Origin of the sequence: Pseudoalteromonas sp. MMG013, assembly GCF_018100885.1 — a bacterium.
GTDB classification, from domain to species: Bacteria; Pseudomonadota; Gammaproteobacteria; order Enterobacterales; family Alteromonadaceae; genus Pseudoalteromonas; species Pseudoalteromonas aurantia.
The window spans coordinates 79985-102232 of the sequence record NZ_JAGJEE010000002.1; the positions used below are offsets into that span (position 1 = coordinate 79985).

Below are 22248 nucleotides of genomic sequence, written 5' to 3' on the forward strand. Positions count from 1 at the left end.
TATGATACTGGCTTTTTTCATTATTCGCCTTAAAAATAACCAACGGCAAATGAGTACCTATCGGTTACTTTAGGGTTTAAACGGCGTTGGTTTGCTCAATACGGAAAATGCTTATTTATTGAGCTTTATTGTTGTTTTTCTGATGTTTGTTGTTTTATTTTTCGCTTTATTTGGTGATTTAGATGTTAAATGTAATGGAAAGTTCATGTACCTTGATGGTAAAAAGCATTGACTTAGAGTTGCATATCTATACTATTAGGTATAGACAAAAAATATGTCAGTGTTTATAAATCTCCATTACGTTGTTGTATAAGTCTAACTTGTAGTACCGTCCTGAAGTTTTTAAGTACCGTCTAGTTTTTGCTCTATGCGCCCATATGGGCATAGTTATAATTTTTTCAGGATATCAGATATGTCTAATACAGTAACTGGCACAGTTAAGTGGTTTAACGAGTCTAAAGGTTTTGGTTTCATCGAACAGGAAAATGGCCCAGACGTTTTTGCTCACTTCAGCGCTATCAAAGGTGACGGATTCCGTACGCTAGCTGAAGGCCAACGTGTTGAGTTCACTCTAGCTACTGGCCAAAAAGGTCCACAAGCAGAGAACATTACGCTGCTTTAAGCGATAAATGCTGAGAAAAAAAAGCAAGCAGAGGCTTGCTTTTTTTGTGCCTAGCGATAAATGCCCAGTATATATGATGTGATATAAGAGGGAGAGCTTTGTGTCATTTACCAGTTAAAGGGCGAAGAATACTTCCCAGATTATTATCTTTTAACGCGTCAGACAAAAACATTGCGAGGGTATCTCGATAGCAAATTGGTCGGGTAACACGTTCAATCGCGCTTGCCCCAATTGAAGAATGGATATGGATCATCCTGCGTTATGACGGCGCATATATATGCTTGCTTAGCCTCACTCATCATCGTCTGTAATCGATTTACCGACGATAGAAGGTAGCTCTGGGTATCGTTTTTCACAGTGTTTTATTGTGACATGACGCGTTTGTATTCCTTTGAATTTTGCATTGTTTTATGGGCTGCTCTCAGTGCCCGCACAATACTCATAGGTGTTGTAACGCTGGCTGCTAAGTAACCGTTTAGCGTTAACTCAGGGACTTCATAAATAAATCTAAAACTGTCGCCCGGTAACCCAAATGAGCTTGCCAGTGGCGCTAGGTAACGGGCATCGTCTAAAATAATATCGACTTTTTTCGCCATCAATAATTTGTAAGACTGAGCTATGTCTGCTGTCAATATGTAGTCAAACCCGTGAGATTTCAATACAAGTTCTGAAATATCACCTCTTTGTAATGCAAGCCTGTAGGGGATCGCTTGAGCTAGGCTTGCTATTTTTACGTCAGTTCGTTCTTTAAGACTTACAAAACCTAATTTAAAAAGCGCTACAGGCCCAATCCAGTGAAACAGTGGCTCTCTTTCAGTTGTTCTGGCCATACTGTAAATGAGTGTATTGGGATGTTTTTTTGCTAGTAGATAGGCGCGAGCCCAAGGATACATGGTAAATTGTGCATCTATTTGAGCATGTTTTAAAATCTTTTTTACTAATTCAGTACTAGTGCCTGCTACTTCATCGTTTTGTAAGATTTGATTGGGTGGAGAAAGCTCAGTAACAACGTTTAAGCTAATAGTATTGGCATGAGTTTTCCCCAACATGTATTGAGGCATCAATACTAATGCGAAGAGTAAGCATTTTATCATTCACCCTCCTTTTGAGAATTGTAATTTAATTTGTAAGCTATTCCCTAAAGTGTAGCAAACATCGCTATGGTCGCGAATTTACCTATATTCACCATATTTATAAAGACTATTCGATGTTTTGTCGACAATCTGTGGTTTTGAATGTTGACGTAAACGTAAACTGGATCTATATTATCTGCCCATAAGCATCACCAATGAACTTCAAAAGGCAGCAATGGCCATTTTTAAAGAGCAAGCAGTAACAGCATCTGATAAAGCATTCTTTCGGTTGAGAAAAGAAATTGTTGATGGGGTTATCCCAGCGGGCTCTAAGTTGAGTGAAATGGAATTGTCGACAAACTATGCGGTGAGCCGTGCTGTTGTGCGTGAAGCAATTAACCGCCTTGAAGCATGTCATTTAGTTGAGCGTAAAGCGAACGTTGGTGCGCGGGTGGTTTCTTTAACTCCCGACGGGCTAATAGAACTCTATCAAGTACGTGAGTCGCTTGAAGGGATGGCAGCAAGGCTTGCTGCACAAAATATGTCAGAAGAGGAAATTTTAGATTTAAATACCCTGCTGAATAGTCAATCCGATGAAGTGAAAACTGCCGAGCTCTATTATCAAGAAGCGGGTGACCTAGATTTTCATTATCGTATTATTCAAGGTAGCAAAAACGCGTATTTAATCTCAATGTTAGTAAATGGTTTATATCATTTGGTGCGCATGTATCGAGTTCAGTTGGGGATGGCTGGTCCGAGAGTAACGAGCGCATTTGATGAGCATAAAAGCATAGTAAAGGCGATAAGTCTTCGAGACTCAGAGTTGGCAGAAATGCTAATGCGTCGGCATATTATGTATTCAAAAAATAATATAAAAGCAAAACTTCAATCATAAGATTAAGCTAAGAGAGAACATCATGAGCACAGGATTCAAAAGCCCAGGAAAGACTTTTCGAGACGCACTGACTGCCAACCAGCCATTGCAAATTGTCGGTACTATTAATGCCTACAGTGCGATTATGGCTAAGCAGATTGGCCATCAAGCAATCTATTTATCGGGTGGCGGTGTAGCGAATGCTTCTTATGGCTTGCCTGATTTAGGTATGACGTCATTAAATGATGTGATTGTTGATGTTCAGCGTATTACAGCTGCATGTGACTTACCTTTAATGGTAGATATTGACACGGGTTGGGGTGGTGCATTCAACATCGCAAAAACCATTAAAGATATGGAAAAAGCAGGTGCAGCCGCTGTACATATGGAAGATCAAGTTGCGCAAAAGCGCTGTGGTCACCGACCGAATAAAGAAATTGTTTCGACCGAAGAAATGGTAGATAGAATTACAGCTGCGGTAGATGCTCGAACCGATCCAGACTTTTTTATTATGGCGCGCACAGATTCATTTGCACAAGAAGGGCTTGAGGCTGCTATTGAGAGAGCAAAAGCTTATGTGGCCGCAGGTGCCGATGGTATTTTTGCTGAAGCGGTAAAAACAGAGGCTCATTACCGCGCATTCAGTGAAGCGCTTGATGTACCAATTTTGGCGAATATTACCGAGTTTGGTCAAACAGAATTATGGAATAAAGAAGAGTTAGGCCAATGGGGTGTGGACATGGTGCTATATCCACTTAGCGCCTTTCGGGCAATGAACAAAGCAGCCGAAAACGTTTACCAATCAATTTTATCAGATGGCGATCAAAAAGCTGTCATCGATACCATGCAAACTCGTATGGATTTATATGATTACCTTGGTTATCACGTGTATGAGCAAAAACTCGATTCACTGTTCGCTGAAGGTAAAAATAAATAGTAATAGATATTTTTATTAAGGGCCTGTAGATACAGGTCCGTAAAACAGAAAAATTATACAAAATAACTATCAATACCCAGCAGGTTAAAAATTTCAGGAGAAAATACCATGGCAAAAGTACTCAGTGGTGCTGGCCTTCGCGGTCAAGTAGCAGGGAAAACAGCATTATCAACAGTAGGTGTGTCAGGATCAGGCTTAACGTATCGCGGCTATGATGTAAAAGACTTAGCGCAAAACTGTGATTTTGAAGAAGTTGCACATCTTATTTTAAAAGGTCATCTTCCAACACAAGCGGAACTAGACAGCTATAAAAATACACTACGTTCGATGCGTGGTTTACCTGTTGCGTTAAAAGAAGTGTTAGAACGCATTCCAGCTGATGCACACCCAATGGATGTGTTAAGAACAGGTTGTTCAATGCTTGGCAATTTAGAAGGTGAATCTAGCTTTGATATTCAAGGTCAAGTCACTGACCGCATGTTGGCGTGTTTCCCGAGTATCATTTGTTACTGGTATCGCTTTAGCCACGATGGGGTGCGTGTCGAAGTTGAAACCGATGATGATTCAATCGGTGGACATTTCTTACATATGCTGCATGGTAAAAAGCCAAACGAACTGCATGAACGTGTGATGCATGTTTCACTTATTCTTTACGCAGAACATGAGTTTAACGCGTCAACATTCACTGCACGAGTGTGCGCGTCAACGTTATCTGATATGCATTCATGTGTAACGGGAGCAATTGGATCATTACGTGGTCCACTGCATGGCGGAGCGAATGAAGCAGCAATGGAAATGATTGAAGGCTTTACGTCTGCTGATCATGCCGAAGAAGAAATGATGGGTAAATTGGCTCGTAAAGAGAAGATCATGGGCTTTGGGCATGCAATTTATTCTGAGTCAGATCCGCGCAATGAAATTATTAAGCAATGGTCAGAGAAATTGGCCAACGAAGTGGGAGATACTGTGTTATATGCGGCTTCTGAGCGCTGTGAAGCCGTGATGTGGCGTGAGAAAAAGTTGTTTTGTAATGCAGATTTTTTCCATGCATCAGCTTATAACTTCATGGGTATTCCAACTAAATTGTTTACGCCTATTTTTGTGATGTCTCGATTGACAGGTTGGGCTGCACACGTCATGGAACAACGTGCAGACAATCGTATTATTCGTCCATCTGCAGATTACACCGGTGAAGATTTACGTCCAGTAACTCCGATTGCTGAACGTTAATTTGCACGCTTGATACTTTTGGCAAAACACCTACTCTGGTGTTTTGCCTCTTTGCTTTAGAACCGTCACCTTATTTTGCCTGTGGATGTAGTTATGAACACAAAATTCCGTAAACTGTTGCCAAATAGCCAGTTAAGCTTTTACGATACGCGCGAAGCTATTGAGTCGCTAAAACCTGGCGCATACGATACGCTGCCTTACACTTCTCGCGTATTGGCCGAAAACCTTGTACGTCGTTGTGAACCTGAAAAGCTAGATGCGAGCTTGACGCAAATTATTGAACGTCGTCGCGATTTAGATTTCCCGTGGTTTCCTGCACGTGTGGTGTGCCATGATATTTTAGGTCAAACAGCTTTGGTTGATTTAGCCGGTTTACGAGATGCAATTGCCGCCAAAGGGGGAGATCCTTCAAAGGTAAATCCGGTTGTACCTACGCAGCTTATTGTTGATCATTCACTGGCTGTAGAGCATCCGGGTTTTGAAGAAGATGCATTTGAGAAAAATCGTGCAATCGAAGATCGTCGCAATGAAGACCGCTTTCACTTTATAAATTGGACAAAAACGGCATTTAAAAATGTTGATGTGATCCAGCCGGGTAACGGCATCATGCATCAGATCAATTTAGAAAAAATGTCGCCAGTGGTACATGCGCGAGATGGTGTTGCTTTTCCTGATACGTTGGTTGGCACAGATAGCCATACGCCGCACGTTGATGCATTGGGTGTTATCGCCGTAGGGGTCGGTGGCTTAGAAGCAGAAAGTGTGATGCTTGGACGTGCTTCTTACATGCGTTTACCTGACATTGTGGGCGTTGAGCTCATGGGTAAAGCACAACCGGGGATCACAGCCACAGATATTGTACTGGCGATCACTGAGTTTTTGCGTGCTGAAAAAGTGGTGGGAGCCTATCTTGAATTTTACGGTGAAGGGGCTGCCAGTTTAACCCTTGGCGATCGAGCGACCATTTCTAATATGACACCTGAATATGGTGCAACCGCAGCGATGTTTTATATCGACCAGCAGACTATTGATTACTTAAAAATCACAGGGCGCGATGATGAACAAGTTCAACTGGTAGAAAATTACGCTAAGCACACCGGTTTGTGGGCTGATAGTTTAGAAAGTGCTGAATATGAGCGGGTTTTAAAATTTGACTTGTCAGCGGTTGGGCGCAATATCGCCGGGCCTTCCAATCCGCATAAACGGGTAGCCACCGCTGATCTTGCTAAAACAGGAATTGCCGGTAAGGTTGAGCAAGAAGAGGGTAAAATGCCCGATGGGGCAGTGATCATTGCTGCTATTACAAGCTGTACAAATACCAGTAACCCACGCAATGTTATTGCAGCTGGATTATTAGCGCGTAATGCAAATGCGAAAGGCTTGGTACGTAAACCTTGGGTTAAGTCATCGTTGGCACCGGGCTCCAAAGCTGTAAAGTTGTATTTAGAAGACTCAGAGTTACTCCCTGAGCTTGAACAGCTTGGTTTTGGTATTGTCGCGTTTGCTTGTACCACCTGTAATGGGATGAGTGGGGCCCTTGACCCGAAGATTCAACAAGAAGTTATTGATCGAGATTTATATTCAACAGCTGTATTGTCGGGGAATCGTAACTTTGATGGCCGTATTCACCCCTATGCAAAACAAGCATTTTTAGCATCCCCTCCTTTGGTGGTGGCTTATGCCATTGCAGGTACTATCCGCTTTGATATTGAAAAAGATGTACTTGGACATGAGCAAGATGGCACGCCTATCACTTTGAAAGACTTGTGGCCAAGTGATGAAGAGATTGATGCAGTTATTGCGAAAAGTGTAAAGCCAGAGCATTTCCGTCAAGTGTATGAGCCGATGTTTGATTTAACAGTCGATTACGGTGAAGACAATGATCCATTGTATGACTGGCGCAAAATGAGTACTTACATTCGCCGCCCGCCTTATTGGGAAGGTGCATTAGCTGCTGAGCGCACCATGAAAGGCATGCGTCCGCTTGCCGTGCTAGGTGACAATATTACAACTGACCACTTATCACCTTCAAATGCCATTATGGCAAGCAGTGCCGCAGGTGAATATTTGACAAAAATGGGCTTACCAGAAGAAGACTTTAACTCATACGCGACACACCGTGGTGACCATTTAACGGCGCAGCGCGCAACGTTTGCCAACCCTAAGTTATTCAATGAAATGGTACGTGATGATAACGGTGAAATAATACAAGGTTCATTAGCACGCATTGAACCGCAAGGGCAGCAAACACGCATGTGGGAAGCGATTGAAACCTACATGGAACGTAAACAGCCTTTGATCATTGTGGCGGGTGCTGATTATGGACAAGGCTCATCACGAGACTGGGCAGCCAAAGGGGTTCGCCTAGCGGGTGTGGAAGTGATTGCCGCTGAAGGGTTTGAGCGTATTCACCGTACCAACTTGATTGGTATGGGTGTATTACCCCTTGAATTTGCTGCGGGTACAACCCGTAAAACGTTATCGATTGACGGCACCGAAACATATGATGTTGAGGGTGATACAAGCCCTGGTGCAACGTTAACGCTTATTATCCATCGCGCAAATGGTGAACGTGTTGAAGTACCGATGCTGTGCCGGTTAGATACGGCAGAAGAAGTGTCGATTTATGCAGCAGGTGGTGTATTACAGCGTTTCGCGAAAGATTTCTTAGAAGCAAATACGTAGTTTTTACCATGTGAGCACGACGGTCTAGGCTTGAAATACGATGATTTTTTCAGGTCTAACTTCTTTTAGTCATGATATGTAATGGGCTTTTATGCAACAAAAGCTCTACCAAGGAATTCTGATGTCTTATAAACCACAAATCAAAATACCCGCAACCTATATGCGTGGTGGGACAAGTAAAGGGGTGTTTTTCAATTTAACTGATTTACCTGAAGCAGCCCAACACGCAGGCCCACAAAGAGATCAATTACTGTTGCGTGTGATTGGCAGTCCAGACCCTTATGCCAAACAAACAGACGGTATGGGGGGAGCAACATCCAGTACCAGTAAAACGGTGATTTTATCCAAAAGTAGTCAGCCAGATCATGACGTAGACTATCTGTTTGGTCAGGTTGCGATAGACAAACCTTTTATAGATTGGAGCGGTAACTGCGGTAACTTAACTGCTGCTGTGGGGTCGTTCGCTATCAGCAATGGTTTAGTGGATGCACAGCGGATCCCTGAAAATGGCATTGCGATTGTGCGTATTTGGCAAGCCAATATTCAAAAGACCATTGTCGCCCATGTGCCGATCACCAATAATGAAGTGCAAGAAACCGGAGACTTTGAACTCGATGGTGTGACATTCCCAGCAGCAGAAGTGGTGGTGGAGTTTATGGATCCGGCGGCGGGTGGCGGTGCAATGTTTCCATCAGGGAACTTGGTTGACACTTTGGAGGTGCCAAATATAGGCCGCTTTAGTGTGACGATGATCAATGCCGGGATCCCGACTTTATTCTTTAATGCTGAAGACTTAGGCTATGAAGGAACAGAGTTACAAGAAGCGATTAATAATGATGAGCAAGCGCTTCAACGCTTTGAGACCATTCGCGCCTATGGCGCAGTTAAAATGGGATTAATTAGTGATATTGAAGAGGCTGTAACTCGACAGCACACGCCAAAGATTGCATTTGTCAGTCATGCCAAAAGTTATACTTCATCAAGTGGAAAGCCGATTGGTAGTAATAATATTGATGTGTGTGTCCGTGCATTATCAATGGGTAAATTACATCACGCCATGATGGGGACTGCGGCGGTCGCCATTGCTACAGCGGCGGCGATACCTGGCACTTTGGTGAATAGTGCAGCAGGAAGTATTGCACGAGACAGTGTGACGTTTGGTCATCCCTCGGGCACTTTAAAAGTAGGTGCCGTGGCCCGTGAGGTGAATGGCCAGTGGCAAGCAAAAAGTGCAGTAATGAGTCGTAGTGCTCGTGTATTGATGGAAGGCAATGTAAGAGTACCGCACAGCGATTAGTGTCTTTATCAATCAAAATAAAAAAAGCCCTACTGGGCTTTTTTACTTTAATAATTTCATTTTTAGGGTGAATATGCATGGAATCAATAATATCACTCGTGCTTACTACTGCATTGCTTTTAGGCTCTCCAGGCCCTGCGCCGTTGGCATTAGCTGGGGTTGGTGCTAGTTTCGGCTTTAAGCGTGGTATGGGTTTTTTAAGCGGTATATTGTGTGGGTTGTTGGTGGTGATCATTGCTGTTGCCTGTGGGCTGGGTACTTTATTTATGGCTTATCCAACCGCCAGACTATTTTGTCAAACAGTCGGTATTGCGTATTTATGCTATGTGGCATACAAAATCGCGTCGGCACAAGGGGGGATTTCAGGGTTACATGGTCCAGCCCCAAGCTTTAAAGACGGGTTTATTTTAAATTTGATCAACCCTAAGGCATATGCCGCTTTTTTAGCGATTTTTGCTAATAATATACTGGTACTTGAAGACCCTTTCGTTAGCGTAATTGCAACGGGTGTCGTGTGTTTTGTTGTTGCTGTAATCGTGGATGGTCTGTGGATGGCTATTGGAGGAAGCCTACGTCCATTTTTTTCTAAACCAGTTCAGGCAAAGTGGTTACGGTGGACTTTTTCAGCCGCGTTATTAGCGAGTATCATCATAACCGCCATTCAGTAAGTATGCTGAATATGGAAAATGATGTGTTTGTGGCTTTTACTCCGAAATATGAGTGAGTAGCTGAGTTTCAACATTGAGATTAGGCACTCAGATCTTTGTTCGTTAAGTAAAGATTAATAAGCTGTTGCAAGGCTTGTGTGTCTATGGGCTTGGCTAAATGGGCATTCATGCCGATACTTAAGTATGTATTGATATCAGATTCCATAACATTAGCTGTGAGTGCAATGATTGGTAGTTCTTTGCTATTGAAATGGTGTCTGATTTCTTTTGTTGCAGCAATTCCATCCATGACCGGCATTTGAATATCCATGAGTACCAAATCAAACGGTTGTGATAATACTGCATCTATGGCTTGTTGACCGTCCGCTACCATTTCTGGTGTTAACCCCATTTGTTCCAATAAACGTTTGCTAACGAGCTGATTAATCGGGTTATCTTCAACTAGCAACACTTTGTAGCAATTCAACTTTGCACGATTTTCCTCAGGATTATGATAAACCTGATGCTCGGGTTTATCATTATGGATCTGAGAGTTTGGTTCGGTAATAAGTTTATTTAATCGGGACGGATTCAGTTCACTGTGTAATAGCGGTAAGTGTAATTCAGAGAACCTTTTATCGAAAATATCTGTTCGGCTATCGGTTATTTGATATAAGCATGTTGTTACAGAGGGGGTTATTTCTATCGTTTCTTGGAGAAGTTTGGCTTGAATAAATGCAATGGCAGGATTTAGCCCGTTAAGCAGCTTTTTGAAGTGCGTAATGTCTTGCGCAAGATGCACATCATAACGCCAATACAAGAGTTGTTTTTGTAGGGACTTACCCGTTGGAGTATCAGGGTAAAGTAACACACAGCTTTTCTGTGAGTGCGCTTCAGTGGGCATGGGATTTGGCAGTGTCAGAGGTAAAGAAAATTGGAAAACCGTTCCGCTGCCATGCTTACTTTTTACTCTTATGTTGCCACCCATAAGAATGGCGAGTTGTTTCGAAATAGCAAGGCCAAGGCCCGTGCCACCAAATTTTCGTGATGTTGACATTTGTGCTTGTGTAAAGCGTTTAAAAAGCGTACTTTTTTGTGCTTGAGTAATTCCGATCCCGGTATCAATCACTTTGAATAGAATATGCGCGTGCCGTTTTTTGGATATAGTGACTTTTACATCTAACTTCACAAAGCCAGTGTGGGTAAATTTAATGGCATTGTTTAATAAATTCAATAAAACCTGATTGATGCGTCCTTCATCACCATTAAAATGATCATAGCCATGATCATTGATTGTAAAAATCAAATCCAGCCCTTTATCTGTAGCAGACTTAAGTAATAGGTTTTTTAAGTGGTTGAGCACATTTGATAAGCGGAAATCACGAAGTTCAATATCAAGCTTATTTTCTTCTATTTTTGAATAATCTAAAATGTCATTGATGATCCGTAACAAGTTTTTAGTAGAGTAATCGAGCATACCTAAATGAGATTTAATTTTACTTACATCAGTTTCTTTTAAGCAGATTTCACTCAACCCTAAAATACCGTTCATAGGTGTGCGAATTTCATGAGACATATTAGACAGGAATTGACTTTTTGCGATTGATGCTTGTTCTGCTTGGTGCGAACGATATCGTAGCAAGTTGTTTATTTTTCTAAAAATAACGCTCAGCAGTAAGATGAAAAGTAGTGCGACCACAAGAATAAAATAAATGATCTGTTTATTACGCTTCTCTAGGTTTTTGCTAATCCTAATTTTTTTTATTACGATATCTTGAATGAGTGTTTGTTGTGTTAGCTTTAATATTGCATCATTAACCACATGCTGATTAGAAATTAAAAACAGTATATGTTTGTTGAGTTGTTGCCATTTCTGTTGATTAGGGTACGCACTGGCTAGTGTCTTTGTGTGTTTGTTTAAATACAGTTCAACTGATTGTTGGTTAGTAATTGATGGTTTATTATAAAATGAAAGAATTTTACCAAATAAGATATTGGACGCATTGTTTTTGTTCGTATTTTGTTGAGCCTGCGCGATGATTTTTCGAGATGTTTTTAAGACACTTACAATTTGTAAGTACTGGGATATGGTATGACTTAAGCCGTACCAGTTATTGACAATTTCGGTGTCTATAATGGGAGATAACATGAGTTTATCGACGGTAAGCTGTCGAGTCGCTTGCTTGTCAAAATAGGTTACCGTGTCGTTATTAATGAGTAAAGTCTCTATAATTAGTTCATTGAGAGCGGGTTCGAGTTGGGCGTAAATATCACGTTCTGCATAGCTGTGCTTTTGTAAAGCAAGGTCATCAACTGTGGTAATAGAAACCGCTAAAATGAAAATTAGAATGATAATTTCGAGCGCATATTCACGGAGTATCATGGTCAACTCCTTCACTGCTAAAAGCGTGTAATAATGAGACGATATCTTGTTGGGTTTGGGCTGATAGTTCAGTTCCCAGTTGTATTTTAGCCATAATAGTGACCGCTTCATCTAATGTTGCAACCGAGCCATTATGAAAATACGGAGCGGTTAAAGCGACGTTGCGTAAACTTGGAACTTTAAAAATATGCTTATCATTGGGGTTCTTGGTTACATTGTAACGGCCTAGATCTTTTTTTAATACACCATGTATTTCGTCAATACGGCCTAGCTTTTGATACATGTTACCACCAATATTCCTGCCTTGATGGCAGCTTATGCACCCCAATTCCTGAAAAGCATTCCAACCTCTCTTTTGTTGTGCCGTTAATGCATTCAAGTTACCTAAAATGAAGCGGTCGAATGCGGAGTTGGGTGTAATCAAGCTTGATTGATAAATGGTAATGGCTTTACTTATGTTGTGCTGCGTAATGTCGTTTTCATTAAGATCTTTAAAGGCTTGTTTAATCTTTGGCTCATTATTGAGTTTGCCGATTATTTGTTGCCAGTTGCTGTTCATTTCAACCGGGCTATGAATAGGCCCTGCAACTTGCTCAAATAGATCTGTGCTTCTGCCATCCCAAAATTGTCGAAAATTAAATACCGCGTTGAGTACCGTAGGAGAATTACGTTCACCAAGCGCATTGTTAACTCCAGTTGAAAGTGCGAAGCCATCGTCACCGCCATAATCAACAAGGTGGCATGATGCGCAAGAAACAGTGTTATCGTCAGATAATAACTTACTATTAAACAGCGATTTGCCTAACTGTACCCAGGCTTGATCAAAGTTCGCTTTCGCCGGTATTGGTTGAATAGGCCCGTTAACGGTGATAAATTCAAAGTGAGGTTTATTAGAGGTTGGTGTTAATTTTGCGTTAGAATCATTTGCTAACTTTAACCACGCATACCCCGCGATAATCAATACAGTGACAATAGCCATATAAGCCATATGCTGTGCATAATTATTTTTCACTTTTCAGCAAACCCTTTGCCTATGATCTTCTGCTACTAAGTGTAGTCATCTTTTTATTTTAAAGGGGAATTAAAAATAAGATTTAGCTATTTGCAACGAAATAGTTTAGGACGTTCACTACCTGAGCGCATTGAGTTAGAGTGCTTGTAAAATAGGCTTGATCCGAATCTGTTTTATATGGAAAAATCACGTATGTTTATTATTCAATCGTACTCATTTGTTGGTAAACTAGCGGTAAAAAATGTTGTACGTCATCACTTAGGTGCCATTTGAATTATTTAGCTCATCTTTATTTTGCCCAAGAAAATGCGCATTCTTGTTTTGGCAACTTGCTTGGCGATTTTTGTAAAGGCGTAAATATTGAATGCATTGAAAAACCAGTCAAATTAGGGTTAGATAATCATCGGTTGGTTGATGCATTCACTGACAACCATATTGCAGTGAAAGCGGCAAAGCAATGCTTTACACCAAAGAGGCGACGTTTTTCAGGGGTTGTTTTAGATGTACTGTTTGATCACTTTTTGATAAAGCATTGGACATCATACAGTGATGTGTCGTTAAGTGAATTTAAACATTCTCGATATGCCTACTTGATTGAAGCAACGCCTAATATGCCAAATCATATGTCTCACGTTATAACACGCATGGTGGCAGAAGATTGGTTTTCACGATATGAGCAACTCACCTCCTTAAGTGACGTGTTGGATAGCATTGCGCTGCGGATCCGATTTTCTAACCAGTTTGAAGGGAGTATTGAAGAAATTATTGAGAATTATGAGTATTTTAATGATGTTTTCCTGCATTTTTTCCCAGATTTACTTCGCTATGTCACAGAAAAGAGCATCGAAAAACCAACGCAGTATTAGGGGGTGTTGATCTTTGCTGTTCTATTTTTGTTCTCTTTGAGCATGCTTTTATCGCGGCGCTTAAATGTGGCCTAGTAATCTAAGCGAATATTAAGCAACAAAGAGAAAGGGGTGCTCAAAAGAACTGGTAGGCAGCGCTTGATTGGCTTTTCTACTATGTTATCGGCTGTCTCACATGGAATAACCATGCTACGCACCCTCTGCTTTGTATAAAATCCAATCAAACTGCTGCAAAAACGAACCTGAAAGATCAACAGCCCCTAACGTCGCTGGTTTTCAATATGCTTTATTTTTGTCAAGTTAATTACCATTCCCACTGCGTGGTGTATTTGCTGAATTCGGCATTGACTCACGCATACGTTTTTCTCTTTCCATTTCAGCGAGTGTTTGATCTCTAATCAGTTTGGCTTGACGATATCCAGCGAGAAATTCTTTTCGTAATTCTAAAGGGCAAATTGAGTCTGATGTCAGACCGCTTTCACCGATTTTAAATCCATTATCAAAGGTACAGTACTCAATGAGACCATCACTATAGCCATCAACGAAAATAGGTTGTGCAAGTGCAGCTTGTTGTGAGTTACATATTTTTTTAATTTGGTCAAAGACCCTGATACTTTCGCCTTTCATGGCTGAAGAGTAACCTAATTTCTTCCAGTTTTGGGTGCCACATTGTTCTGCTGTGATAAAGGTTTCAGTGCTACTGCAGGCACTTAAGAATAAGGTTAATAAAATTATTGGGTATCGCATTTTTTCTTCCTTAGAGTTGGGTTTTGTTATTAGCTCTTACGAGGCTTTCAATGATTTCAATTTGGGCTTTGATCCCTGGTGTATCAGGATATTTTTGACTGACGTCTATGAGTAACAGATGAGCGGATTTAATGTTGTTGGTATTGATATATATTTGTGCTCTGCCGAGCATTGCAGCTAAGTTTGTGGATTCAAACGCTTGTGCTCTTAAATAAAGAGATTCAGCATCGACAAATTGTTTTATTGTCATTAAGAAATGAGCGTATTGAATGAGCGCTGAGGCATTGTTGTTATCAAAATCCAAAGCATCATTGAAATATTTTATGGCTTTATCAACCTGATTTTTTTGTGCATAAATAGCCGCTCTATATAATGATAATGCACTTTTGTCGACATCAGAAGTGTTGGTTTTGATAAGGTATCGACTAAGAATACGTTCGCTTTCAGAAAAGAGCTTAGCTCGGTTTAACCAATATAAATATTCTTTGATCACATCAATCGGCACGTCATTTTCTTTGATGTTTTTATCAATTAACGTAATTGCTCTTTGAAAACTCTGAGTACGAAGGTGCAGTTGGACGGTTGTTTGTAAATTCTGTTGCGATACATCACCTAATAGCAGGCTATATTCAAGAGAAGTTAGTGCACTATCAAAGTCTTTAGTCTCTAGTTCTATTGCCGCCTTTGTCAGCCAAAATGATTGTTGTTTCGGGTGTTTTTTGATCAACTCATTAAGCAATGCAAGCGCACTCGGGAACATTTTTGATTCTAATAATGCGGTTAACAGACCTTGTTGCCAATCAGGGTTTCTCGGCTCTAATGTAAGCGCTTTTTGATAAGCGTAAATAGCAGAGAAAGCCCCGTCAAGTTGCAAATTTAAATACCCTAATTGACCATGGATCAAAGCACTTGAAGAGCCTAAAGATATGGCTATTGAAAAATGTTTTTGTGCTTTATTAAGTTGTTGAGTAATGAGATACAATTGCCCTAAATCTTCATGCACACGAACAAATTGAGGTTTTCTCTTTAACACACTTAGATAAGTGGCTTCTGCTTTATCGTATGCTTTAATGGTAAAGTATACTTGCGCTTTGAGTGTCAACAAGGCGGGGCTAAGCTCAATATCATAATATGTATCTAGTTTGTTTGAGACAGCTTGAAAATCTTTGTTTGCCAGCAAGGCTTTTAATTCTTCAGCAAGCTCGTATTCCTCAGGTGCAAGCGTGGATTCGCGTTCTGAATATACCTCATTAAATGCAGGTATGACGAAGCGCACAGGATCTAATTCCACGGTGAGTTGGGTTTTAGTTGCGAACACAGGTTCATGAAATAGAGAGAAAGTAAGCGCAAGTATTATCGTTATTATGTGTTTCATATGATTATCCGTAATTAAAGTTAATACCATAGAAATATACGGCTTGAACGGGCCGACCTTCTTTCTTTGGGATCTCAAAACGCGCGTGCCTTACCCACTCTCTAATTGTATCGACCATTTCGGGGTAAACAGCATCGACGATTTTTTTTATATAGGGTTTACCGGTTTGATCGATGATTAACTCTACTTTTGTTTCAATTCTTTTATTACCGTACTTTCGGATGGATTTTGGCGGTTTAATATATTGTTGACGGACGACAATAGGAACCCGGTCTAAATGTTCAACTTGGAGCATCGGAATACTGGACGAAAATGTATCGATGATTTTAAACTCTTTTAAGTCGAGCTCAGGTCGCTTTAAATCACTGACCTTAGGCATAGCCATGGTTGGTGTGTCGCTATATTGCATAGCTACATTGCCTGTGAGTCCAACAACGTTTAAAGCTGCGGTGCTACTGCTTGATTGCTGTGTTTCTAGTATTGGCGGCGGTGGCGGTGGCGGCGGCAATGTTGCAACATCGATTTTAGTATGAATTACGGTTTCTTTTGGGGCCGTTGCAACGCCTTTGATCAGTAACATGATAATAAATAATGTCGCGACACAGAGCAAAGCGCAGGCTCCGATGAACATACGTATTAAAGGCAGTTTATAGCGTTTCATGCTGATTTATTCCCCTGCAACGGTAGCGAGGTTAATATTATTGATACCAGCTAGTTTTGCTTGATCTATCACGCTGACAAGCAATTCAGTGGTAACCGTTTTATCAGCTTGAATTATAAGCGGGCGAGGATCTTTATCGTTGATGTGCCCAAGCGTTGACCTTATTCCTGCAACCCCTATATTTGTGCCACTGTACATCACCTGTCCATCAGAGGTGATAGCAAGAAGCAATACGGTCTTTTGTAAGTTCTGGCTAGAAACTGCGGTTGGTTTGTCGACCTCTACACCTGTCTCTTTAACAAATACAGTTGTAACAATGAAGAATATCAGGAGTATAAATACCACGTCGAGTAAAGGTGCAAGATCGATATCTTGGCTTTCTTGTTCAGTTGTCCGAGCGTCTAATGAAGATTTCATTTTAGCACCATGATTGACTTTTTATATTGAGATGAGAGGTATTGTCGTAACACTACAGCGGGAACGGCTAGTATTAGCCCTAATTGAGTGGTTAATAGTGCGTCTGATATGCCTCCAGACATAATTTCATTTTGGCTAAGACCATGATTAGCAGAAATATAATTAAACGTAGTGAGTAGCCCATTGATTGTACCCAATAATCCAAGTAAGGGGAGTGCTGCGATGAGTGTTGATATCGGTTTACTCCAATAACTCACTCTGGCCAACCACAGCGTGCTAGGGTGACGTACTAATAGTAGTTCAATCAATAAACAGTATGACACCACAGCAACACCAAGCAGCGCTAAAATGACAGGGTTAGTGAGTATGTCAATATAATTACTGCTCATTTTTAAGCTCATTAGAGTTAAACTCAACTTTACTTAATTTGGTTGCAATTGCTTCCAAGCGTATGTCAAAACTTTTAGACTTCTTATTCAGTAACGCACTGGCTATGAGTGCAGGAATAGCAACGATGAGACCTAATTCAGTAGTGATAAGTGCTTGTGAGATGCCTCCAGATACAACCGAGGCATCACCTGAACCAAACACATTCATCATCATGAAAGTGTGTATCATACCAGATACAGTGCCAAGTAATCCTAGCAGTGGCGCAACAGCTGCACACGTCGTAATAATACCTAAGTACTTCTCATTGCGATATTTTTGATCTTTTAATTGCGCTATTAGTGAGTCATCGCGCTTTTGAGATATGGGCGTAGATTGTGCTATTTCAACGAGCGACTTTTGAATCGGTGCTAATGTGGTAACGTATGTTTGTAGCCTTGTTGAATCTTGTTGATGGATATAGGTTTCTATCTTATCGACCATTTCGTTTGCCAACTTGGGTAAACGTAAGAATTGTTGTGCTTTAAACAGTGCAGTCATCAATGCGAAAAAAGCAAATAAAAGTATAGGATATGCCCAAATACCCCCTTTTTGAATATAGGCTGATATTGAAAGCTGCTGTTGATTTAATTTATCTGCATTACCTAGTGTGGGGTCAAAGTGGAGTTCTGTCTGACCTTGAGCGCGTAACTGAGATAAACTGCTAAATAAAGTACCGTTATCATTCAGTGTATTTGTCGAAATACGCAATAGCGCATTATCGTCATTTATGAACCCTGCGCTACTTTCATTTACAGCAACAGAAATAGGGCCAAGGGCCAAGGTTTCGAACTGTTGTAATTGGCTACTATTGTCAATGATTTGCTTTGTTTTCCATGAAGGAGAAAGCTTTTTTTCCAGAAACGCTTTTACTTGTTCAAATTGTATTATGTTGTTGCTATCAGCAAGGGGGGACTGGGTTTGACTTGCAAAGCTTTGCACAAGTTGCTGCTGATAATTTTGTTGTGCTTGCCATGCTTGAACGCGTGACTTTAATGTTTCTAAGCTAAGTAGCTGTTCATCCTCTGCGCGTTGAATGTTCGCTGCTTTTTGACGTAGTGTTTTAATTTTACTTAATTTTTCTTGAATCTGTTTTGCTAGTATATGATGCTCATTATTAATATCTTGTTGTACTTTATGAAGTTGTGATTGTGCAGTATCGATACGTTTCAAAATCTCATCTGACAGAATGTCATTGGCAAAACAGTTGGCGCTGCTGAAAAGCATTAACATGGCAAGGTGCTTTATCATTATAAACTCCCCTGGTCGTTGTTAAGTAATGCCAGAGGCAATTGCACATATTTTGCTTGGGTTGGCGTACGAATAATCGTGGCAACTTGGGCTATTTGGTCCGCTGAAATGGGGGAGGTAAGTAATTCTTGGGCTTCGTTATTGTGCCACCACCGCCAACCATTTTTATTACTTTGGCCATAACCATAAAATTGCTTATCAGCAGAAATGTACCAGCCGTGACTAAGGCCTAAGTAAATTTGATCTACTAATATTTGCTGTGTTCCCCCACTTGTGGGGATATTTAATAGCCCTGTGTGCAATGCGACTCGATTGTTGAAATCATCAGCTTGTTTGAGGAGCTTAGTTATACTCTCTAAACGATTTGAGTTGTCTTTGTTAGCTTCTAAAGTGGGTAATTCAGCAGCCCATAGAGTTTGTACGGGGGCTGGTAGTGTTGGCTTTGTGCGATTGAGGTGCGAAATAATAGCCTGAATATTTATTGTTGATTTAGCTTGATGTTGCTCTAACTTGGTTTGTTCCTCAACAAGTTCAATACGCCGTTCGCTCACTTTGGTACTATTGTTTTTTGAAAATTCAATAAGCTTTTCAAGTGCTTCTTGCTCTTTGTTAAGTAAAGAAAGTTGTTGTTCCAAAGTGACTTTTCGTATTTTCCAGTTGCTTTGAATACTGCCAATTTGTTGCTCTAGGTTCAACCATTGCTGTAATACTTCTTGAGTATCACTTTTTTCGTAAGCGAAACTGTATGATGACATCGCTGTCATTAAGAGTGCAATCCTAAACATGGTGTTCCTTATTATTATTCTCAGCGCGGTTCGACACATAATCGTTTTAATAATCAGTATTATTAAATGGTGCTTTATAAGAAGTCAATAACCATTTTTAGTACCATAGTATAATGAATAAGCGACTTTTATCAGAACAATCACTTTACTACTTACCTTTTAAATGAAAGTGTGGTTAATATTAAATCATTTGGTTTTTTTAGACTCTAAGCTTTTTTCCCTACATAAACGCCAAACATATCTTTCAATAACATCCAGAGATTACACGTGTGTAAAAAGGGGTAATTAATTTCTTCAGTATGGGGGGAGTACTCTATTTATTACCGTCGATGTGGATGGTTACCACTGAGTTACAGTGACCATCTGATTAGAGTTTTATTTAAATAATGTATAATGGAAAAGCGTAAATGGGAAAATCACCTTGTTGATTATTTGTATAAATTAAAGTTGAGTTTCGACTCTAATTTAATTTTTTCATTTGTTGATAGGTCGATAATAAAAAGCAGTTAGCTCTGATTTTTAAACGTGGTGCACTTCAGACTTGAATCTGCGGTGACAATATCTGTATAGAGGTATTCCTATTGTGAAATCTCATCTATAGGTTTTATGAAATCCAATTGGATATTCCACTTCTATAATAAGTGAGGTACAAAACCTCACTTATTTGTGTATTAGAAACGTACAATTGTGGAAACGGCTTCTTCTGTTGCTGTTTGAATAGAGAGTTTTATTTCTCTGTTTTGCCAATCAATGTCTAGCATTCCATAGTTACTACCGGATTTATTGATTAAGTGATGGTCACTGGTTGTCATTTGATTGACATTTTGACTCACGGTACCGACTCGGCCTGTTGGAATAGTGTCGCCTGTTGCTGCGCAGAACCCCCAGTGCTGATTGGTGCCGTTGCCATCGTTATCCAGTTGCGTATAACACCAGGGCTTTTCGCGACCTTCACTAGTACAGCCACGATATGTTTTTCCTGCATGTTTCGCTGGAAACTGACATTGCTGCGTGTAATTATTATCGCCTTTAGCGTCGGCATAAATAGGAAGACGTAATGGATTTTCAATGTGATATGGCCAACTTTGTCCAAAACCTGATGCGGTGATTTCGTAGACTGTTGTCGCTTTACCATGTTCATGACTGGCTGGTATATTTTTTTGAAGTAATTCGCCCCAATGTTGGTCACCAGATAAAAAGATGACGGCCTTGGTTTTACCAGAATTTATTGATTTTTGCACCAAACGTAGTAGGCGCTCTCTTTGCGCAGGCATTTCAGCCCAAGATTCATAGCTTGTTCCTGACATATTGGTTTCACCGAGGGATGAAATCGCATTATCAAATGTTGTGCCTTCTGCATATGCACAGTATTTAGATTTGGGCCTGCCTTGATACAAGGGAGGAAGTACTTGAATGCCACTGGCAATTAACTTTATTTGCGATGGTTTTGCTAATTCATTTTCCAACCATTGCCACTGCGCCATGCCTAAAATAGTGCTACTTGAGCCTTCACATTCACCGTAACTACTAAATGTTGGTGAACGGAAGTATCGGGCATCTAATGTGATAACGTGTGTTTGTTCTCCAGGTTGTCCTAACATTTTCGCTTCATAAATACCGGCTTGTGTTGTATGGCGGGGATCGTCTGCTGGAACATCGAAATGACGTAAGTAAGCGGCTTGAGACTGCGCTCTTTTTGGATAGTGCTTTCCTTCATTATTTAGGCCAAAATCATGGTCATCCCATGTGGCCATGGTTGGAATTTTCGCAGCTAAAAATTGTTGGTAATCTGAATTAAGTTTTTTATCATCATACTTCTGACGCATTTTGCTCATATCAGTCGTATCCGCGTAAATATTATCTCCCAGCCATAAATACAGATCGGGTTTGTGGCCTATTAGGCGAGCAAGGGCATCAGGCATATCGCCTTGTGTTTTGAAACACGAGCCCAAAGCAATACGATCTAACCGTTTACTTTGCTGTGGGTGGGTATGAGAGAGTAATTGTGCCGGTGGCGTGCGTTCACACTCTTCCCAGTTTTTTTCATCAGTGTAGCACCAAGGTGTTGTATGGTTGCGAGATGAACATCCATAAAACTGCTCTCCCATATAAGACGATGGGGATCTGCATGATGTTCCTGATATAGTAGTAAACTTGGGAATGGTCTCGACGCGGACATTCCCCCAACTAGCGCCATCGATAGGCTTTTTCAAGTAGCACCATTGGCTGCCGGTGTTATTTTTGTTTGTTGTGCCTTGATAGTCAGCGCCGAGATAATTAAAACTTGGCTTGCACTCGTTGTAATGAACTTCAGGTTCAGCGTGCACTGTTGTTGATAGCAGGCCAATAAACCAATAATTGATTATTTTCATATTAGAGTCTCAAACTTAAAGCGCATCATCATAAAGAGAATAGATGAAAGTTTTTTTTCAAATTTTTTTCAATATGAATATTTTGATGAATTTAGAGTTACTATAAAATTAGCTAAAGAGAAGTATTGATTGCTATATCTGTTCTATGTTGTTCTAAGGTGATTTACTGCTGTGCTTGAGGTGTATAAATCAGCCCGAAGATTAGCCTATATAATGGTAGTGCGCTGAGTGTTTCATCACATGTTCTTTGTATTTATATATGCGGAAATTTTCAATGGAGTTGTAAGTGTATGAGTATTACATTGAAGTCTGAGATGCAAGCTTTGACTTTCGTTGAAAAATATAACGGGTGACGAACAGTGTAATTAATCACAGCGGGTTTTATATTTAAATTAAGGCCTGATGGTGATATCCATCAATAAGGGAAAGGTGTCACTAGGGAGCTGTATATGGCCCATTGTGTTCTTCAATTTTAGTGATAGTTTTGTTACGTTAATGTCCTTGCTGGAGGTTGTGAGCGGTGCTTTCGAGAATTGCTTCAATGGTGCATGGTTGAAAATTTCATATACGGTAGTAATTTTACCTAGA

At 40.5% G+C, this 22248-nt stretch carries 19 protein-coding genes; 8 read left to right on the top strand and 11 right to left on the bottom strand.

Features of this window, described 5'->3' with window-relative positions:
- The first annotated feature begins 412 nt into the window (after positions 1 to 412).
- Positions 413 to 622 (top strand): cold-shock protein, encoded by a 210-nt coding sequence (locus J8L98_RS02445; RefSeq protein WP_192509668.1) that lies wholly within the window; start codon positions 413 to 415, stop codon positions 620 to 622.
- A gap of 362 nt (positions 623 to 984) precedes the next feature.
- Here J8L98_RS02445 and J8L98_RS02450 read toward each other — a convergent pair whose 3' ends face one another.
- Positions 985 to 1716: a transporter substrate-binding domain-containing protein gene (locus J8L98_RS02450; protein ID WP_247682401.1), complete on the bottom strand. Its 732-nt coding sequence runs from the start codon at positions 1714 to 1716 to the stop codon at positions 985 to 987.
- A gap of 214 nt (positions 1717 to 1930) precedes the next feature.
- On the opposite strand from J8L98_RS02450, the gene J8L98_RS02455 reads away from it, so the two are divergent.
- The 6 genes from J8L98_RS02455 (at position 1931) to J8L98_RS02480 (ending at position 9386) form a co-directional block, all read left to right on the top strand.
- Positions 1931 to 2590: a GntR family transcriptional regulator gene (locus J8L98_RS02455; protein WP_210995136.1), complete on the top strand. Its 660-nt coding sequence runs from the start codon at positions 1931 to 1933 to the stop codon at positions 2588 to 2590.
- A 22-nt stretch (positions 2591 to 2612) separates the two neighbouring features.
- Positions 2613 to 3506 carry a methylisocitrate lyase gene (prpB, locus tag J8L98_RS02460; RefSeq protein ID WP_210995137.1) on the top strand — a complete coding sequence of 298 codons (894 nt, stop codon included), beginning with the start codon at positions 2613 to 2615 and terminating at the stop codon, positions 3504 to 3506.
- A gap of 108 nt (positions 3507 to 3614) precedes the next feature.
- Positions 3615 to 4736: a 2-methylcitrate synthase gene (prpC, locus tag J8L98_RS02465; protein WP_192509672.1), complete on the top strand. Its 1122-nt coding sequence runs from the start codon at positions 3615 to 3617 to the stop codon at positions 4734 to 4736.
- A gap of 93 nt (positions 4737 to 4829) precedes the next feature.
- A complete protein-coding gene (gene acnD / locus J8L98_RS02470) occupies positions 4830 to 7421 on the top strand; it encodes a Fe/S-dependent 2-methylisocitrate dehydratase AcnD (protein ID WP_210995138.1) in 2592 nt (863 codons plus the stop codon).
- Positions 7422 to 7542: 121 nt separating this feature from the next.
- Complete coding sequence (prpF, locus tag J8L98_RS02475; RefSeq protein ID WP_210995139.1) at positions 7543 to 8718, top strand: 2-methylaconitate cis-trans isomerase PrpF; 1176 nt, start codon at positions 7543 to 7545, stop codon at positions 8716 to 8718.
- Positions 8719 to 8795: 77 nt separating this feature from the next.
- On the top strand, positions 8796 to 9386 hold the full coding sequence (locus J8L98_RS02480) for a LysE family translocator (RefSeq protein ID WP_210995140.1): 591 nt from the start codon (positions 8796 to 8798) through the stop codon (positions 9384 to 9386).
- Positions 9387 to 9465: 79 nt separating this feature from the next.
- Here the strand turns inward: J8L98_RS02480 and J8L98_RS02485 are convergent, their stop codons facing one another.
- Both J8L98_RS02485 and J8L98_RS02490 read right to left on the bottom strand, forming a co-directional pair.
- Positions 9466 to 11748: an ATP-binding protein gene (locus J8L98_RS02485; protein WP_210995141.1), complete on the bottom strand. Its 2283-nt coding sequence runs from the start codon at positions 11746 to 11748 to the stop codon at positions 9466 to 9468.
- Positions 11735 to 12760 carry a cytochrome c peroxidase gene (locus J8L98_RS02490; RefSeq protein WP_210995142.1) on the bottom strand — a complete coding sequence of 342 codons (1026 nt, stop codon included), beginning with the start codon at positions 12758 to 12760 and terminating at the stop codon, positions 11735 to 11737. The genes J8L98_RS02485 and J8L98_RS02490 overlap by 14 nt, the downstream gene beginning before the upstream one ends.
- A gap of 269 nt (positions 12761 to 13029) precedes the next feature.
- Here J8L98_RS02490 and J8L98_RS02495 point away from each other — a divergent pair, with 269 nt between their 5' ends.
- Positions 13030 to 13626 (top strand): ACP phosphodiesterase, encoded by a 597-nt coding sequence (locus tag J8L98_RS02495; protein ID WP_210995143.1) that lies wholly within the window; start codon positions 13030 to 13032, stop codon positions 13624 to 13626.
- A gap of 300 nt (positions 13627 to 13926) precedes the next feature.
- Here J8L98_RS02495 and J8L98_RS02500 read toward each other — a convergent pair whose 3' ends face one another.
- The 8 genes from J8L98_RS02500 to J8L98_RS02535 all read right to left on the bottom strand — a co-directional run bounded on the left by J8L98_RS02500 (position 13927) and on the right by J8L98_RS02535 (position 21660).
- Positions 13927 to 14373, bottom strand: coding sequence for a DUF2799 domain-containing protein (locus tag J8L98_RS02500; RefSeq protein WP_210995144.1), 447 nt, complete (start codon positions 14371 to 14373; stop codon positions 13927 to 13929).
- A gap of 10 nt (positions 14374 to 14383) precedes the next feature.
- Positions 14384 to 15748, bottom strand: coding sequence for a tetratricopeptide repeat protein (locus tag J8L98_RS02505; protein ID WP_210995145.1), 1365 nt, complete (start codon positions 15746 to 15748; stop codon positions 14384 to 14386).
- A 4-nt stretch (positions 15749 to 15752) separates the two neighbouring features.
- Positions 15753 to 16409, bottom strand: coding sequence for a hypothetical protein (locus J8L98_RS02510; RefSeq protein ID WP_192509681.1), 657 nt, complete (start codon positions 16407 to 16409; stop codon positions 15753 to 15755).
- 6 nt (positions 16410 to 16415) lie between these two features.
- Positions 16416 to 16826: a biopolymer transporter ExbD gene (locus J8L98_RS02515; RefSeq protein ID WP_192509682.1), complete on the bottom strand. Its 411-nt coding sequence runs from the start codon at positions 16824 to 16826 to the stop codon at positions 16416 to 16418.
- Positions 16823 to 17215, bottom strand: a complete 393-nt coding sequence (locus tag J8L98_RS02520) for a MotA/TolQ/ExbB proton channel family protein (protein WP_247682402.1) — start codon at positions 17213 to 17215, stop codon at positions 16823 to 16825. The genes J8L98_RS02515 and J8L98_RS02520 overlap by 4 nt, the downstream gene beginning before the upstream one ends.
- A complete protein-coding gene (locus tag J8L98_RS02525; RefSeq protein ID WP_210995147.1) occupies positions 17205 to 18503 on the bottom strand; it encodes a MotA/TolQ/ExbB proton channel family protein in 1299 nt (432 codons plus the stop codon). Before J8L98_RS02525 ends, J8L98_RS02520 begins: the two co-directional genes overlap by 11 nt.
- Positions 18503 to 19288: a DUF3450 family protein gene (locus tag J8L98_RS02530; protein ID WP_192509685.1), complete on the bottom strand. Its 786-nt coding sequence runs from the start codon at positions 19286 to 19288 to the stop codon at positions 18503 to 18505. The genes J8L98_RS02525 and J8L98_RS02530 overlap by 1 nt, the downstream gene beginning before the upstream one ends.
- A gap of 671 nt (positions 19289 to 19959) precedes the next feature.
- On the bottom strand, positions 19960 to 21660 hold the full coding sequence (locus J8L98_RS02535; protein WP_210995148.1) for an alkaline phosphatase D family protein: 1701 nt from the start codon (positions 21658 to 21660) through the stop codon (positions 19960 to 19962).
- Positions 21661 to 22248 lie beyond the last annotated feature (588 nt).